Raw genomic sequence first — 16933 nt, forward strand, 5'->3', positions numbered from 1 at the left:
CGCTACACAAGTGCCTATGAATTTAAAAAGGCATTCTAGAACAAAAAATCATTCTGGAATGCCATTAGCCCAATTAGCCGTTCTTAATTTCCACACGTAAAATATCGGTAACCATTTTAACCGGAACGTATATCGTATCGTTCTTTAGGATAGGAGCAGTACCTAAAGTGACAGGTGCCATTTTGGCAAAAAAGTAAGAATCTTTACCTAAGGTAACATTGGTCCACTGTGCACCTTTCTTCAGCTCAGCTGAGCGCGACGTTTGATTCCACTTGATTTCATATCCTAAACGATTCGCCACATCTCGTAATGACACCATTGAAACCCCATTAGCATTCTTAAATGTAGCTATTGTACTTAAATCGAGCTTCGGGTTGTTCGTAATATGGGTACTGAAACGAAATTCAGGAGTTCCCATGGCGCCTGGAGCAATACTATATTTAGGGAAGAGGATGACAACCTCACCATTTTCAATATAAAAACCTTGTTCTTCGTCGATCCCTTTGAAATCCTCAATAAAATAGTTCTCAGGTTCCTCATTGATCTTCGCAAGGATACCGGTATTCAACTTTTCCTTAAAGTCGTTTCCAAAGAAATCTGACAAGGCAATCCGCTTCGCTTGTTTCGTATTAAATACATTGTATGTATCTACACGAGGCATGCCCGTTCCACCAGTGTCTCCTTGAGAAGTAACAACAAGTGAGATCACTCCAGAAGGGTTATCCGATCCATTTTCTTTTAATTCATAAATAATGTATAGCTCATATGGACGATACTCGAAACCAGCCTTTTTAGCGTCTGCTGCTGCTTCAGTTGCATCCTTTTCCCAAAGAGCAAGGTCTTTCTGCGCTTTAGAGAGAATGATACTGTTGATTTCTTCCTGAGCCTTAGTGTCCAACATACCTACGATCTGTGGCACTTTAATATTTGTATTCAGAAGCTCCGTTGAAGATGTGAGAATTACTTCTTTGATTTGGATCCCATGGTTATTGATGGTGGAAATCGGTACAGCTGAAATCGGGGCATTGATGGCAGGCTTAGTCGTGTTCACTGCATCAGCAAAAGCAGTGCCATTCATTGGTAACATGCCAGCGCTTATTCCCACAACCGTTAATCCGACTACACCAAGCTTCAATACGTTAAAAGGGCTCTTTTTCATTGTTTGTTCACGCTCCATTTCGTTGTAATAAGTGTGTTATTAGCGCACTTACTAGCAAGACGTATTAGGAGTGTTGAAAAGTTTGGGGGGATAAATGTTGATCGAAATTTGTCATCCCGCAAGAGTTCCTTTAATAGTCACTCCGAACCCTTTTCAGCCTTCTTCCGCGCCCGGAACCGCCGCACCTTCATGAGGTTGCCACAAGCCTTGTCATCGCAGTAACGCTTAGAACGGTTACGTGTATCATCATAGTACACCCAGAGACAATCAGGATTCTCGCAGATACGGAATCTTGAGGGTTCTTTTTCAAGCATAGCCTCCGCAAAAGACGCCGCTATCTCCGCCATCACCTGCTCCCAACCGCTATGTAGTGGCAATAATGAAATCTCCGCTTGCTCGGCACTTTTCCATATCATTCGCCGCGTAACAGGACCCTTGTCCATATAGATATTAAGCTGCTTCAGCATTTCTCCATCCATCGATTTTCCTTGTACAATAGCCTGTACCCAGTCCCCTAATAGGGATCGAAGCTTCTTTAGCTGTTCCAGTTCTATCGTATTCGGCAGCTGTGTTTCTAGCAGAGCATGCTTCTTCAGCCATTTCGCAATCCACTCCGGATCTTCGAGTTCATCCCGATCCTTGTTCTTATCTCCTGTTCGCCAATCCCGCCAGTAACTATTAATGAAATCCTCCCACAACACGTCCTGTTCATCCTTTCCGCACAACTCTCGATTACAACGATTGTAACAGTTAAAAATAAGATTAGCTAGTTACTTGATTGAGCGATGGAAATATGCTACATTTCTTGTGTAACCACTATATAATGGTTTAAGTAGTTACATAATTCAGTAAGTATTAGGAGGTTGAACATGCAAAATAAAATCAGTGAGGTTCTGCTGCAAAATTGGGATTATTGCATGGATATCGAGGATTGGGCCCCGCCATTAAGTGATGCACTGGAAGGTGTGGACAGTAAACAGGCACTTTGGAAGCCAGAGGGGAGTACAGTCAATTCCATCTGGGAGACGGTTAACCATCTAACATATTATAAGGTGCGTTTGCTGCGAAAGTTAAAAGGGTTGCCCAAACAACCTGATGCTGAAAGCAACGATGATACCTTTACTGTAACAACGGAAGGGGAAGAAGCATGGGCGAAGGCCGTTGCAGACCTGAAGGACGTGCACGCTGCTCTTAGAGAAATCATTGAGGCGTTGGAAGAAGGCGCATATGATTGGGGTGGTTCGGGTCATGCCCCAGGGGAAGAGGTAATGAGTCTTATCCTGCATGATTCATACCACACCGGACAAATTATTATGCTTCGTAAACTGCAAGGCTCCTGGGTTTCCAACCGTAGTTTTAATTAGAACCTCTACAATAAAAATATAAGCCACACTCCACTATACTGGTTTACCTGGTGCAGCGGTCGTGTGGCTTTTCTTTATTTTAACCTTTTGGGGTGCTTCGATATTGAGTCGGCGAGCATCCCATTATTTTTTTGAACAATCTAGAAAAGTAGTAGGGGTCCTGCATCCCGATAGCACTAGAGATTTCTTTAATATGTAGATCGGTTAATGCCAGCAGTTGACTGGCACGCTGCATTTTGAGGCGCAGATAGAATTCAATCGGGGGAACCCCGGTTTCTTGATTAAATAGATAAATTAGATGCTGCTTCGATAACCCCATATGCTTCGCTACATCCGGGAGTGAAATGGAGCTGTTGATTCGATCTGTCATGTAGCGAATGGCTTGCTCAAGATAACGTTCGTTCTTTTTATCTTGCTCAGAGTTCATGGTACTCAATCCCACGTGGCTGATCAGATGACGAATGCACTGAGACACATAGATATGATTACGCATGGCATAAGGCTTATCCGATAACAGGGCATAACATTGCTCGAAATCTTCGATCCATTGGGTATGAAGGTTCAGTGTAAAGGTTAGCGGCTCTACGTCCATGGCATAAGTTTGAATCAACGCAGCGGCATGCGTTCCTTTTAGATGCATCCAGTAGATCGTCCAGGGATTCACATCTGAAGCACCATATCGATGGGGTGTTCCGGCAGGAATGACAGCTAATTGCCGTTCTTTTATTTGAATCAGCTTATTGTGATGACTCTCCATCCACCCTTCACCCTCTACGCAATACATAAGAATATGCGAGTCACATCCTTGTGGACGCTCTCGATAATGAAACTTCGCTCTTGGGAAGCAGCCAATGTCACTTACATAGAAGGAATTTGTTAACGGATTCTCATGTAATTCATTCATCATGAAATCGGGCAGCACAAAAAGCTTCTGCTCATCGAAGCCATCCGGCTTTAATGAGATATCTGTCATGATAACCCTCCTTTTTAAGAACATAATTTATTTATTTGAAATAACAACCTATTCATAAGGAGAATATTATTTTTAGGATAAGAATATTGTCCATCAGTTACAGATTATCGTCAATTGTTTAAAAGCGCATACAACGATAAATTAGAGCTATATCACGAAGGAGGAGAGAACGAAATGAGTATGAAAGAGCCTTCTGCAATCTTAACGAACAGCGTCCGCATATGGGAGGAAATGGTTGAAATTCCTACCTATGAAACAGGTGAACCCGATAAAAATCCAATGTTCCTCGAGAAGCGAGTCTATCAAGGCAGCTCGGGGCGAGTATATCCACATCCTGTGGTTGATAAAATTATGGATGAGAAAGAAATGAAATCGTATCAGATGGTAATGCTCGAAAATGAATATGTACGCATCGAGATCATGCCTGAAATTGGCGGCCGTATCTATCGTGCTCTGGATAAGACGAACAATTATGATTTTGTTTACTATAATCGCGTGATTAAACCTGCGCTTGTTGGTCTGACAGGACCATGGATTTCAGGTGGAATTGAATTTAACTGGCCGCAGCATCATCGTCCGAACACGTTTGGCCCTGTGGAGCATGTAATTACGGAGAATGAAGATGGCAGTGCAACCGTATGGGTGAGTGAAATTGACCGGATGTATGGAACGAAGGTCACAACGGGCTTCACGCTGCATCCTGGAAAAGCCTATCTCGAAGTTACAGCACAGCTATATAACCGAACTTCGGAGCCACAAACCTTCTTATGGTGGGCAAACCCTGCGGTTGCAGTCAATGACCATACGCAATCGGTGTTTCCACCGGATGTCACAGCCGTATTCGACCATGGTAAGCGTGATGTGTCCAGATTCCCTATTGCAACAGGAACGTATTACAAGATGGACTATTCCGAAGGCGTAGATATTTCACGCTATAAAAATATTCCTGTTCCTACGTCATACATGGCGTACAAATCCGATTATAATTTCGTGGGTGGTTATGATCATGGGGTTGAAGCGGGTCTGCTTCACGTAGCGAATCACCATGTATCTCCGGGTAAAAAACAGTGGACTTGGGGGAACGGCGAATTTGGTCAAGCGTGGGACCGTAATTTAACCGATGAGGACGGACCCTATATTGAATTAATGACAGGGGTATTTACGGATAATCAACCGGATTTCACTTGGCTCCAGCCGTATGAAGAGAAGTCATTCACACAATATTTCATGCCATATAAGAACATCGGTGTTGTGAAAAATGCTTCTATTGATGCCGCCGTTAATCTTGAGGTGGATGAGACTTTACGGACTGCCACTGTGATGGCCTATGGAACTTCGGTATTCGAGGGAGCGGTTATTGAACTTAGAGGACAGCATAGAACGTACGTGAAGGATACCGTTACGCTCTCTCCAGAATTAACCTATAAATCTGTCATTACGTTAGATAAAGTGGATCAGCCGCATCACTTAATCCTAACGGTGTTTGATGTGAACGGAAACAGCCTCATATCTTATCGTCCAGCGAAGCCTAGCATTGAACAGGTTCCAGATGCAGCCAAGCCACTTCCACTACCGGAAGAATTAAAAAGCACAGAGCAGTTGTATTTGGCTGGAGTTCACTTGGAGCAATACCGTCATGCTACGTTCGAGCCAGAGCATTATTATGAAGAAGGCTTAAGAAGAGATGCATCCGATATTCGGCTTAATGTGGCTTATGGGACGCTGCTGCTTCGTCGAGGATTGTTCAAGCAAGCGGAAAATCATTTCCGTACGGCTATACGATCGCTGACTTGGCGCAATCCGAATCCATATGATAGTGAAGCATACTATCAGCTTGGTGTAGTTCTCAGACTGCAGGATCGCAAGGAAGAAGCATTTGCTGCCTTCTACAAGGCGGTATGGTCTGCAGCATTTCAAGACAGTGGATACTATGCATTGAGTCAAATTGCTTGTGAACGTGGGGCGTATGAAGAAGCGTTGGAACTCGCAACTAGAGCTTTGGCACGTAACACAAGAAACTATAAATCAAGACATGTAAAAACAGCACTTTTACGCAAGCTTGGACGTTACTCTGAGGCGATTACATTCGCAGAGGAGACATTGAAACTAGATATCGCGGATTTCGGGGCAGCGTATGAGAGAGTGCTTACGCTTACATTGCTCGGGCGACAAGAGGAAGCAGCTGAGGCTCAGATGAAGCTTGCACGGTTCATGCGAAACGATGTGCATAACTATTTAAATCTAGCTTCCGATTATGCAGGTAGTGGATTGTTCGCGGAAGCTGCACAGGTGTTAGAGCAAATTCGTAGGAAATCGAATGAACCCAATTATCCGATGGTGCATTACACATTGGCTTATGTACACGAGAAAATGGGCCGTGAGGAAGATGCGACAGCGCAGCTTCAGCTTGCTCAAGCAGCATCTTCTGATTATTGCTTCCCGAACAGCTTGTTTGAGCTGCAGGTATTAGAAAGCGCGATTGCCTGCAATCCGCTAGATAGTAAGGCTCATTATTATCTAGGAAATCTATTCTATGATAAAAAACGTACCGACGATGCCATTCGCCATTGGGAGCAATCCGTCGCGCTTGATGATCGTTTCCCGACGGTTCATCGTAACCTTGCGCTTGCTTATTACAATAAGCGTAATGATGCTGAGGCTTCCTTGCAGTCACTTGAACAAGCTTTCCAGTGCAATACGAATGATGCGAGAGTATTCTACGAGCTGGACCAATTGTATAAGAAGATGGGTGTTTCTGCTCAGGAGCGGATGGCAAGACTGCAGCAGCATATGGAGCTGGTGGAGAAGCGGGATGATCTATACCTTGAATATGTGACCCTACTGAATTTGCTTAGCAAGTATGAAGATGCTTTGTCAGTTCTATTACGACGCCAATTCCATCCATGGGAAGGTGGCGAAGGGAAAGCTACGGGGCAATATGTTTTGGGGCTTGTTGAACTGAGTAAGCAGGCGAATCAGGTAGGCCAATATGAAGAGGCTATCTCATTATTAACACGTGCGCTTCATTATCCAGAGAATTTAGGTGAGGGTAAGCTCGATGGTGCGCAAGAGAATAATGTGTATTACGAGCTTGGTGTGGCTTATAACGGATTAGGCAATATGCAAGAAGCTGCACGACACTGGGCGATTGCGTCTCAAGGCTTGAAAGAACCAGCCAGCGCGATGTACTACAACGATCAGCCGCCAGAAATGATCTTCTATCAGGGCTTAGCATGGGTACAGCTGAATCATCCGAAGGAAGCGAACCGGCGTTTTAATAAGCTGATCGATTTCGCAGAAAGACATCTCTTTGATGAGGTGAAGATTGATTATTTTGCCGTATCCTTACCTGATTTCCTCGTATTTGAGGATGATCTGAATAGACGCAATCAAATTCATTGCTTGTTCATGATGGGTTTAGGTTTATTAGGCTTAGGGAAAATGGCAGAAGCGAAAGAACGATTTGAAGAAGCGTTGCACTTGGAGCCGAACCATCAGGGAGCTCGAATTCACAAGGCGATGTGCTTGGAATCATAAAAGAAATAAAGCAGTTTCATGATGCCGGAAAATAACTGGTTCGATTTGGAATTTTGTTTCAACTCTGAAAGCCCCGGGTTAATGGAGACTATCTACCAGCCTATATTCGAAAGGAGAGATTGATGATGGAACCGGGCTATAAAGATAGAAGCGTTGAAGTGGAGCATACAGAGGTGCAACGGAAATCGGATTCCAGTGTTGTCGCATCTACCTTTATTAAATATGCTGCTTATATTATTATTTTTTTCGGAGCACTTTTCTTCTTGGTCAGATATGTATTCCCTATGTTCTAATTCGGATTCCAACGAATCCTATACAAAAATCCATCCCCTGTAAGTAGCGGGATGGATTTTTGAATTTAACGAATCCTATAAATTTCTCTGGATGGAATCCGGTGATTCCGCAGAATTACGATAAAAGAACCAGCACTCGTTCAGCAGCTTGATCTGACGGCGGTCTTTTTTGTAATAGGCTTTCATCAGTTGATGGCAGAGCCACTGTGGCAAGGGTATCACTCCTCTAACTGCTTACGTAAGTTAGCATATGGAGAAATGAGCCTAAAGGTGACGATTTACAGAATGCTTTCTGCTTCCTCTTCGTACCACTGCTCTAATTGCGCTTGCAGCGCCCGAATCTCGGTCAGCAGGGAGATGAGTGGATAGTTCTTTTGCTCCTGAACAGAGGCAAAGGCCTGTTCCAATCTATTGATATAATCCAGACCGGACTCCAGGGAGTAATCTTCGCGTAGCAGATCCAATGAATCACACTCAGCAATAGCTAAGGGCAGATCCGGTACATTATCGGCTGTCAGCTTGTCGATTTCTTTGTTTAGACGTAAATTGAGCGCACTTAGCTGGTACGCATATTCCTCGGGCATTTCCACGAATTGCAATTCTTGATGTTGCTGCAAAATTACATACCGCATTTTCGGCATTGGTCATTCTCCCTCCGTACTTGTCTTCCTTCTTGACAGTTTAGCCTATGCACAAGTTACAATTCAAGTAGAGATCTTAATTCCCGTGGAAAGGACTTGTGATAGAACGCTATGGAAACGATGAGCAACGAAGAGCTGCAGCTGTGGATTGAGCAGGTATCACGGGACAGCTTTGGCGTACCCTTTAGGCACAAGGCAAGCTTTAACAGCCGATTATCTTCAACAGGCGGTCGATATTTTACCAAGAGCCATAATATAGAGATTAATCCCCATCAGCTTGCTATGTTCGGTAGAGAAGAGACGGAGAAGATTATAAAACACGAGCTCTGCCATTATCATCTGCATTTGGCGAAGCGAGGGTATATGCATCGTGACACTGATTTCAAAAGACTGCTGGCACAAGTCGGCGGGAGTCGCTATTGTCAGACATTGCCGGGTGCGAAAGCTCGAAAGTCACTCCCTTACCGGTACAAGCTGATCTGTACAGCATGTGCTATGGAGTATCCGCGTAAGCGAAAAGTAGACCCAAAGCGCTACCGCTGCGGCAAATGTTCGGGTAAGCTGAAGCTGCTAGCGCTGGAAGTCCAGTAAGTAGAACAGCCCGTTATTTTATAACCAGACCCATCAATCCAACAAAGGAAACAGCTTGCTGAGGCGAAATGATACATCCCTCCAAATCTTGTATATCCACGATCAAGCCACTAAACTCGCAGTCACTAAGATCGATCCCGTTAAGCTTTGATCCTGACAATGTGGCTTGATCAATATTACATTCGCTGAAGCTGACTTTCTGGAAATTCGATTGGTAGTAATCAGAGCTCATCAATGAACTATTCTCAAAAGCAACCTGCTTCAGATTAGCCATTCGAAATGTTGCGAAATCCCCGATACAATCTACCACGCGAACATTCTGGAATCTGCCTCTTGTGAAGTCCGTACCGATGAGCTTGCAGTTCCTGAATTCGGTTCGATGAATAATTGCATTCGTAAAATCCACATTGGATAGATCGCATCGCTCAAAAATTACATCCATCAGTTCAATCCCAGTTAAGGACGACTCGATAATCGTAACATTTTTAAAAACCACTTGATCAAAGCTGACTTTATTCGCCTCTTGATTATCAATAACTGTATCGCTTATGCTGCAACGACTGAATTCATCTTTGGTTTGCAGCGAGTATATTTGCTCAGGGAGTAGGGCGTCTGGATCTGATATTTTTGGTGAATCCATTTTGAATTTCATATGTACCTCCATTTAATGAATGCTCGTTTCTAATTAAATTAACTATCTTAGGGTTCAGCAGATTTGTCAATTTTCAGTAGCGCTCAGACCTTTCGGGAGATACGTACAAATACACCTTTTTCTGGATAAAATCACACATCGTTTTGTAAGCGTTGCCAACTTAAGATGGAAGGGAAGTCCATATTAGGTAGAGGGGGCACATTTATGAAACGATTCAGGTCCGCGATGGCGGGTCTGCTCGCGATGCTGCTGATTTTCTCAAGCTTGCCTGTGATGGGAATCGGTAGCGGTTCCGTAGGAGCAGAAGGGGTTGGAGGAACAGGCGCAGGGCTAATTCCATCAGGGACAGTACTCATCAAGAATAAGTGGAAAAATAATTTCTTATATGAAACGTCTGATGGTATCGTGCGTTATGGCATGACCAATCCAGCGGACACATCATCGCATTGGACAGTGGAGACTGTAAATGGTCTGTCACGGATTAAGAATGTGAAGACGGGCCACTACATTACAATGGCTGGTAATAACGGCAAAGAGGATACACTTAAGGCGGCAGATCTCCAAGGAGCTGGAAGTGTTACGGATCAATGGTTGATCGATACTTCCAATAGAAACGGATACATGATCATCCGAAGCGCGAGCGTGCCTGAGAGTAAGCTGGTTATCCACGAGGAGAATCAGCTTGGTTATGCGCAAGTAAGCTCGGATATCAATATTACGTTTGAGAGTCCGCAGTGGGCTTTTATCGATCCTAACGCAGGAACAGTACCTGTACGGTTGGAAAGCCGGATGCGTCCCGGTCAGGTGATGTATGAGGAGAAAGGAAATGTACTTTACGGTAAACAGCCTTTGAAGAATGAGGCTGCCCAGTGGTTTCTTGAGCCGGGTACGGACGACGGAACACTGATGATTCGAAACCGTGAGACGGGTCATTATATTAAGCAAAATGAAGTGACTTGGGCGGGAGTCTTTTCGCAAGAAATCGATCCGGACAAGGTGATGCTAAGTGAATGGGTGAAAGAAGATGCACCAGGCGCGGATGGAGTGGGTTTTATTACCTTAAGTAATAAAGGATTAACCGACGGAGTTAAGCCTTTATGGCTGAATCCTCAGTTTGAGGAAGATAACAACGTGCGCTCTAACAGCTGGCCGGGTGAAGCAACCAGTCATAATGCCCAGTGGACAGTTGTCCCTATTTCCGAGTTGCAGCCGGTACGCTTGGCAACTTATACAGATGCACAAGTAGCTACAGATTTCTTGTATGAATCCGCAAACGGTGCACTTAAGCACGGATTAATTGCTCCAGATACTGCTGATTCATCCGATTATCTATGGTATATAGAGGATTATGACGGTAATAAACGTATCCGTAATGCAGCAACTAATCATTACCTTTCGTATAGTGATGGCACAGCCAAGGCTGAGCAGATCAGCGGAAGCCAACCATCGGATCAATGGAATTTTAAAGATTCTGATGATTATGATGATTATCTGACACTAGAAAATGTAGAGAGCAAAGGCATCTATCTATCTACCTTGGGTGGAGACAGTGCTGGAGCAAGTGGGGATGCGACTTCATTAAGCGCCCAGTGGCAGCTTCTAGACCCTAACACACCAACAGATGGCACCATTCCATATTATCGTATTCAAAATGGCTGGAAGTCTTTTTATTGGTATGAATCTGCTGATGGTCTCTTGAAATATGGAAATATGCAAAAGGATGGCTCCGATCAATGGCTGATTGAGAAATATAATGGCCGTAAGTTATTCAAGAACAAGAAAACAGGCCACTACATTAACACAATGAATATGCCAGATGGCCATATCCAGGTCACTGAGCTTCCAGACAGGAATAATGTGGAGCGGGAATTTATCTGGACAGGTAAAAATATTGGCGACAACACATACGTAATCAGCAGTGTTCTCGATAAGGAACCTAATAAATTCCCTGAGAAGTTCATTTCACTTCAAAATCTCACTAAATACGCCGAGTATGGTGTGATCAATCCAGGCTGGGGCAGCCCACAGTGGCGATTTGTTACCGTTACTGAGAAAAAGCCGGACTTGTTCCGCTTCAAGCTTGACGCTGTAAATGGTGATGATCAATATCTTAAGGATGGTCCTTTGTTGACCTCTCCAGATGTACTAGGGAAATTGTTAGAATCTAAGACTGTCACCGAAGCTGTCTATGATTCGCAGGACACTGAAGCAATGGTGCCGCAGGATAAGTCGGAATCTGCAACCGCTGATTCAAAATCTGTAGCTTTAGCTGCTGCGAACGAGGATGTAACAGTAGGTCAGGCTACTTATGGTTCACTTGATATGAATGACGATACCTTTGTCTGGCAGCTGCAAGAAATAGCTGGTAGCAATGGATCTGTGAAGATTAAAAATAAAGGTACTGGACGTTACCTCTCCCTGGAGCATATAGGTGGTGCAGTAGATGAGATTGAGCCTAATGTTGCCGTTCAGACACTGCAAACCGTCTATGATGTATGGGGCAGCATTAAGTGGATTGTGGATATGCAGCCTTCAGGTCTGACTACTTTCAAGAGTGGATGGGCTGGCCACTATATGTATGGGGCTTCTGATGAGAATGGGAATCCGATTATAAAGATCAGTAAGGCTCCCGATGCAGCGGATAGAAACAGTGCTCATTTTGTCGCTGAAGCCGTTGAAGCGATTGCGCCACCTATCCCTGCTTACCCTGTAAGATTTAAGAATGCAAGCAGCGGGGAGTATTTATACGAGAATGAACACGGAGTTGTTCTGTACGGGCAGCCGTCAGCAGAGAATGGATTCTCGCATTGGAATATATCTGTGCAGGACGGCAAACAAACGATTATCAATCGAGCAACAGGCCATTATTTAACATTGAATGGAGATTATTCATACTTGGAGAGCAGTAGCGCGGAACCGGCTATAGACGGAGCATCTGCTTGGGAAGTAAGCTTGACTTCCGATTATACGCACTACACCATTCGTAGTCTCTATGGAGAATACGACGATGAATTAATAAACATTGCGAATAAGACAGGATATGCTGAACGTGCGCTCCTACTAGAGAGTGACGGCTTAGCTCAATGGACACTTGAAGCGGCTCAGCAGGAGTTTACTACTCCGTCTGGAGAACTGCGCAATAACAATACAACAACTCCAGTTCAGAATGATACCAACATTATAACGATCGTGCCGAAAGGGCTGACTGGTAAAGTATTGTCTGAACAAGAAGGGGCACTCGTATATGCAGAAGCCTCCGACACGGTGGCTCACTCCCAATGGATCGTCCAAGATGTAAATGGACGTAAACGCATAATGAATGTTCAGACGAAGCAATATCTTTCTTTAAATGAAGGGGATCAAGTCGTCTTGTTATCTTCCGGGGAAACAGAACGTTCCCAGTGGACGCTGGAAGAGAAGTTAGGCTACAAGCTCCTGTTAAGTGCGGATAATACAGCCTATCTTACTCACGACGCATCAGCTGTTCAACTTGGTTCTGCTGTGGGAACCGATAGCACTCTTTGGAGCTTCCTGCCTATCCCTACAGATGCAATGTATGCAGGAGGAGAAGCATTCCAAGGAGATCATGTTATACGGTTTGCAGTCAATGCCCAGCAAGCCGGTGAATATGATGCCGTTGTTCGTTACAAGAATACTTCCAGTGATGTAACAGATCTGTTGCTTGAGGTGAACGGCCTGAAGGAATCAGATAAAGTTAACGTGGTCAAGACTTCCTCTTGGAAGACTGTACAGGTGAAGCTGCAGCTGCGTGCAGGAATCAACACCGTTTCTCTAAGCAACGACAATATCGATTGGAATAAAGTAGGCATTGATAGCCTGACAGTAAAAAATAGCGTGAACAAAGTTTACCGCGGGGCAACAGTTCCTTATATTAGCTATGAAGCTGAGGATGCAGTGACTAACGGAACACTAATCGGTCCTTCGCGGAAATATCGCACTATGGCTTCTGAGGCTTCTGGACGACAAGCCGTCGCCTTGAAGAATACTGGGGACTATATAGAGTTCAAGCTTGCAGAAGCAGCTAATTCTATTGTTCTGCGCTATTCCATTCCGGACAGTTCGGATGGTGCTGGTGCTGAAGAAACACTGACTCTATATGTAAATGGAGTTAAGAAACAGCTTAATTTGACTTCAAAATATGCTTGGGAATATGGTAGCTACCCATGGTCAAATGATCCTCGTCAAGGTAGTGGACATCGCTTTTTTGATGAAATTCATGCTCTGATTGGCGATGCTCCTGCCGGAGCAACCATTCGTTTAGAGAAAGGAACAGGAGACCAAGCGACTTCATACGTCATCGACTTGGTGGATATGGAGCAGGTAGCCCCTGAGTTGACTCGCCCTGCCGGCTTTATTTCTGTAACGGATTTTGGAGCGGTAGCCAATGATGAGGGAGATGATACCGCAGCCTTTAAGGCAGCGCTTGCCGAAGCGAAGGCAACAGGGAAAGGGGTTTGGTTCCCGGTAGGTACCTTTAATGTCGGAGAGGGTCTGCTGGATCTGGATACAGCCGAAATCCGTGGAGCAGGCATGTGGTATACGGTTCTGAATGGCGCCAAATTTTACGGTCACGGTGGCAAGGTTGGCGTATACGATCTATTGATTGAAGGTGGCATTAATGTACGGGACGATGAAGCGTTCACTAACGCCTTCCATGGTGCTTTTGGCCAAGGCTCGGTCATTCAGAACATATGGATTGAACATACCAAAGCAGGCTTGTGGTTAACACAACCTATTGGTGAGAAGGCTCGTACGAATGGTCTGTATATGGCAGGTCTTCGAATCCGCAATCTGATGGCGGATGGAATTAACTTTGCTGTAGGCACTGGCAACAGCATGATGGAACAAAGTGACATCCGCTATCCAGGGGATGATGGTATTGCGATGTGGTCGTTCACAGATACCAAATTGAATGAAGTGAATGGCGCGGAACGGACATTTAGCTATAACAATACGGCACGTTTTAATAACGTCTCACTGCCATGGTTGGCCGATAACATTGTGGTCTTCGGTGGTAAAGATAACAAAGTTCAAGATAACGTGGTAAAAGATACTGTAACTAACGGAGCCGGGATCGCTGTATCTACCCGTTTCTCCGCAGAGCCGTTCCAAGGAACGACTATCGTTGAGCGGAATACATTGCTTCGCACAGGTAGTTATGATTCGGGCTACGGGGTAAACCTCGGTGCGTTATGGCTGTACGCTGGTGAGAGCAACCTAAAAGGAAAAGTACTCATCCGTAACAATACGGCGCTCGACAGCACCTATTCTGGCCTGATTGCCCACGGCAATCTGAATATGGATGGTCTGGTTCTCACGAATAACGTGATTGACGGAGCGGGCACAAGCGGGATTGAGGTTACAAAGGAGCTGAAAGGAAATCTGCTCGTCGACAACTTGATTATTCGTGGTGAACGGATGAACCTCCTGTCCAATGCATCTCCTGAATTTAGCATCATTGAACAGAACCAAGGGATAGCCACAGCTGTTAAACCTTTCTCCATCAAGCTAGCAGATGGACAGAGCGGACCTGTTGTACTAGAACAAGGAAAGTCAGCTATTCTTCAGGTGTTGGACAAAGAAGGAGCGGATATTACTACACAAGCTACCTTTAATGTTGTGAGCAGTGACATTGCTGCTTTTACAAACGACAGTATCCATGGAGTTAAAGCGGGAAGCACAGACTTCACGGTAACTGTTGGCAATGATAAGAGGGTGTATACAGTAGAGGTGGTGTTACCTAATGGTGGGACGGATCCTGTGGATCCGACTGAACCAACAAGTACACCAGGTCCAACGAGTACTCCTGATCCGGCGGGGTCAGCAAATCCTGTTACACCTGTCGCTACACCAACGCCAACACCAGCTGCTAATCATGATGCGCAGCTAAAAGCTAAGGCGACTGCTGGGCAAGTTCTTATCGAGATTTCAGCTAACGGAGAGGGTATAGCTCGCTTTAGCGCAGAAGCTTTACGCAATGCAGCAGCACTTAGCCCGAATGCGGTGCTTGTCATTGCCAGTGGCGATATGAGCTATCGCTTCCCGTTAGGACTCGTGGAGAGCGTGCTGAAAGCGGCACAAATGCCAGCGGGCACGCTAGAGTTTCAACTAAATCCGCTAAGTGGAAAAGGATTGGAACAACTGCTTGCCAAGGCTAAGCAGCAAGGTTTTAATGTACAAGGAACTCCGGCATCTGTCACCTTAAAGGTCACAGATGGCAAAAACACTGTACCTGCTAATGGGTTCGGCACTACGTATGTAGATCGTACATTTATGATGGAGGGAGCACTGGTTGCAAAGACGGGAGTAGTCCTTATTTACGATGAGCAGACGGGTTCCTTCCGTTATGTACCTGCATTATTCGAGATCGTAGGTGGGATGACCAAGGTTACTGTTAAGAGCAGCAGTGCTAGCGGGATATTCGTCGTTGCACAACATCCTGTAACTTTTGGAGATATTTCTTCACACTGGGCAAAGAACGAGATCGAAACGCTTGCCAGTCGACTGATCTTGACCGGACAATCCACAGATAACTTTGCACCTCAGTATTCCGTTAGTCGTGCTGAGTTCGCAGCTATGCTAATTCGCTCTTTAGGCTTAGCCGCTGCGAACACAACGAAGACCTTCAGTGATGTGTCTGATTTATCATGGTATGCTGCAGACACCAAAGCTGCGGCAGCCTTAGGACTGGTTCAAGGCTATGAGGATGGAACCTTCCGTCCGAACGCCCCTATTACACGGGAGCAAATGGCTGTTATGGCAACTAGGGCACTAAAGCTGTTAAACCTTGGAGCTGGAGAATCTGGAGTTAACCCTGCGACAGATGCATTCACAGATTCGTCTACTATTTCTTCTTGGGCTAAAGAGGCTGTGAATGTCTTGACAGCAAAAGGAATCATGAAAGGCCAATCGGCAGATAGCTTTGCGCCTGGCAGTGATACTAGCCGTGCAGAGGCAGCTGTGATCCTAGCAAGATTACTTAAAGCTGCCGGATTATTGAATTAAATTTCTACTAAAAGAGCAGCTATTCTCCAGTAATTGGAGAATAGCTGCTCTGCGTTTTTTGGACGAAGGCTGTCTGCCAGAACATATTTGGTGATTTTCATGCCAATAGCGACTAGAGGGTCCGTTAGTATGCCAAATATTCGATTATGCTGCGTAAAAGGTCAACTGGCTCCGATAGCGGCCTCATAGGCGATACAGCCTTATTTAAGCTTCCCCATCGATAAATTGACTCTGTAATTTCCGAACTTTAGCAGCTCGTCGAGAAAGTTATTCAAATCCTCTTGGCTTCCCGTACGAACACGTATCCAATAGCAGCCTTCTCCACTGACGCGATGCATTTCTTTTACGCTATCATGCTGCTTTGCGAATGTTTGAAAGGCTGGATGTACCGTATTCGAACCTAGAAAGACCGTTATAAAGGCATTGATCGCCTCACCAACTTTATCTGGATTCCAGCGGACGGTGTAGCCTTCAATCACTCCGGTGTCCTGCATTTTGCGAATACGTGCGCCCACAGCTTGGCCTGTCATATGCACTTGCTGCCCAATGTCTCTGTGACTGATCGTGGAATCATCAATTAGAAGCTGTAAGATGCGAAAATCCACATCATCTATGGAATAAGAACTCGTCATTATTTAAAATCCTTTCTGCGTGAAAGTAGAACAGGCCAATCTCTTTCCAATCTCAATGTATTCTG

At 44.9% G+C, this 16933-nt stretch carries 12 protein-coding genes; 5 read left to right on the plus strand and 7 right to left on the minus strand.

Going from position 1 to position 16933, the window contains the following annotated elements; all coding sequences use genetic code 11:
- Nucleotides 1–73 precede the first annotated feature (73 nt).
- Both MKX41_RS30320 and MKX41_RS30325 read right to left on the minus strand, forming a co-directional pair.
- Complete coding sequence (locus MKX41_RS30320) at nucleotides 74–1159, minus strand: stalk domain-containing protein (RefSeq protein ID WP_340974459.1); 1086 nt, start codon at nucleotides 1157–1159, stop codon at nucleotides 74–76.
- 137 nt (nucleotides 1160–1296) lie between these two features.
- Nucleotides 1297–1860, minus strand: a complete 564-nt coding sequence (locus tag MKX41_RS30325) for a CGNR zinc finger domain-containing protein (RefSeq protein WP_076298372.1) — start codon at nucleotides 1858–1860, stop codon at nucleotides 1297–1299.
- A 168-nt stretch (nucleotides 1861–2028) separates the two neighbouring features.
- On the opposite strand from MKX41_RS30325, the gene MKX41_RS30330 reads away from it, so the two are divergent.
- Nucleotides 2029–2523, plus strand: a complete 495-nt coding sequence (locus MKX41_RS30330; protein WP_188114522.1) for a DinB family protein — start codon at nucleotides 2029–2031, stop codon at nucleotides 2521–2523.
- 79 nt (nucleotides 2524–2602) lie between these two features.
- Here the strand turns inward: MKX41_RS30330 and MKX41_RS30335 are convergent, their stop codons facing one another.
- Entirely contained in the window at nucleotides 2603–3496 is an 894-nt protein-coding gene (locus tag MKX41_RS30335; RefSeq protein ID WP_340974460.1) for an AraC family transcriptional regulator, read from the minus strand.
- Between the two features lie 174 nt (nucleotides 3497–3670).
- Between MKX41_RS30335 and MKX41_RS30340 the strand changes: the two genes are divergently transcribed.
- Complete coding sequence (locus MKX41_RS30340; RefSeq protein WP_340974461.1) at nucleotides 3671–7033, plus strand: tetratricopeptide repeat protein; 3363 nt, start codon at nucleotides 3671–3673, stop codon at nucleotides 7031–7033.
- A 122-nt stretch (nucleotides 7034–7155) separates the two neighbouring features.
- Nucleotides 7156–7326: a hypothetical protein gene (locus MKX41_RS30345; RefSeq protein WP_156113060.1), complete on the plus strand. Its 171-nt coding sequence runs from the start codon at nucleotides 7156–7158 to the stop codon at nucleotides 7324–7326.
- Nucleotides 7327–7401: 75 nt separating this feature from the next.
- Here MKX41_RS30345 and cmpA read toward each other — a convergent pair whose 3' ends face one another.
- Nucleotides 7402–7539, minus strand: a complete 138-nt coding sequence (gene cmpA / locus MKX41_RS30350; RefSeq protein ID WP_094874036.1) for a cortex morphogenetic protein CmpA — start codon at nucleotides 7537–7539, stop codon at nucleotides 7402–7404.
- A gap of 65 nt (nucleotides 7540–7604) precedes the next feature.
- Complete coding sequence (locus MKX41_RS30355; protein WP_042124766.1) at nucleotides 7605–7967, minus strand: hypothetical protein; 363 nt, start codon at nucleotides 7965–7967, stop codon at nucleotides 7605–7607.
- Between the two features lie 120 nt (nucleotides 7968–8087).
- Here MKX41_RS30355 and MKX41_RS30360 point away from each other — a divergent pair, with 120 nt between their 5' ends.
- On the plus strand, nucleotides 8088–8558 hold the full coding sequence (locus MKX41_RS30360; RefSeq protein ID WP_081382729.1) for a SprT family protein: 471 nt from the start codon (nucleotides 8088–8090) through the stop codon (nucleotides 8556–8558).
- A gap of 13 nt (nucleotides 8559–8571) precedes the next feature.
- On the opposite strand, the gene MKX41_RS30365 is transcribed toward MKX41_RS30360, so the two are convergent.
- Nucleotides 8572–9210 (minus strand): pentapeptide repeat-containing protein, encoded by a 639-nt coding sequence (locus MKX41_RS30365; RefSeq protein WP_042124771.1) that lies wholly within the window; start codon nucleotides 9208–9210, stop codon nucleotides 8572–8574.
- Nucleotides 9211–9414: 204 nt separating this feature from the next.
- Between MKX41_RS30365 and MKX41_RS30370 the strand changes: the two genes are divergently transcribed.
- Nucleotides 9415–16236, plus strand: coding sequence for an S-layer homology domain-containing protein (locus tag MKX41_RS30370; RefSeq protein WP_340974463.1), 6822 nt, complete (start codon nucleotides 9415–9417; stop codon nucleotides 16234–16236).
- Nucleotides 16237–16436: 200 nt separating this feature from the next.
- Here MKX41_RS30370 and MKX41_RS30375 read toward each other — a convergent pair whose 3' ends face one another.
- Complete coding sequence (locus MKX41_RS30375) at nucleotides 16437–16868, minus strand: Lrp/AsnC family transcriptional regulator (protein WP_149645207.1); 432 nt, start codon at nucleotides 16866–16868, stop codon at nucleotides 16437–16439.
- Nucleotides 16869–16933 lie beyond the last annotated feature (65 nt).

Origin of the sequence: Paenibacillus sp. FSL R5-0475 (genome assembly GCF_038004585.1) — a bacterium.
Taxonomy (GTDB): Bacteria; Bacillota; Bacilli; order Paenibacillales; family Paenibacillaceae; genus Paenibacillus_AQ.

What these genes read in the sequence shown, in the direction of transcription:
- MKX41_RS30320 (WP_340974459.1), bottom strand. Translation starts at nt 1,159, where the DNA reads ATGAAAAAGAGCCCTTTTAACGTATTGAAGCTTGGTGTAGTCGGATTA.
- MKX41_RS30330 (WP_188114522.1), top strand. Translation starts at nt 2,029, where the DNA reads ATGCAAAATAAAATCAGTGAGGTTCTGCTGCAAAATTGGGATTATTGC.
- MKX41_RS30335 (WP_340974460.1), bottom strand. Translation starts at nt 3,496, where the DNA reads ATGACAGATATCTCATTAAAGCCGGATGGCTTCGATGAGCAGAAGCTT.
- MKX41_RS30340 (WP_340974461.1), top strand. Translation starts at nt 3,671, where the DNA reads ATGAGTATGAAAGAGCCTTCTGCAATCTTAACGAACAGCGTCCGCATA.
- MKX41_RS30345 (WP_156113060.1), top strand. Translation starts at nt 7,156, where the DNA reads ATGATGGAACCGGGCTATAAAGATAGAAGCGTTGAAGTGGAGCATACA.
- MKX41_RS30355 (WP_042124766.1), bottom strand. Translation starts at nt 7,967, where the DNA reads ATGCCGAAAATGCGGTATGTAATTTTGCAGCAACATCAAGAATTGCAA.
- MKX41_RS30360 (WP_081382729.1), top strand. Translation starts at nt 8,088, where the DNA reads ATGAGCAACGAAGAGCTGCAGCTGTGGATTGAGCAGGTATCACGGGAC.
- MKX41_RS30365 (WP_042124771.1), bottom strand. Translation starts at nt 9,210, where the DNA reads ATGAAATTCAAAATGGATTCACCAAAAATATCAGATCCAGACGCCCTA.
- MKX41_RS30370 (WP_340974463.1), top strand. Translation starts at nt 9,415, where the DNA reads ATGAAACGATTCAGGTCCGCGATGGCGGGTCTGCTCGCGATGCTGCTG.
- MKX41_RS30375 (WP_149645207.1), bottom strand. Translation starts at nt 16,868, where the DNA reads ATGACGAGTTCTTATTCCATAGATGATGTGGATTTTCGCATCTTACAG.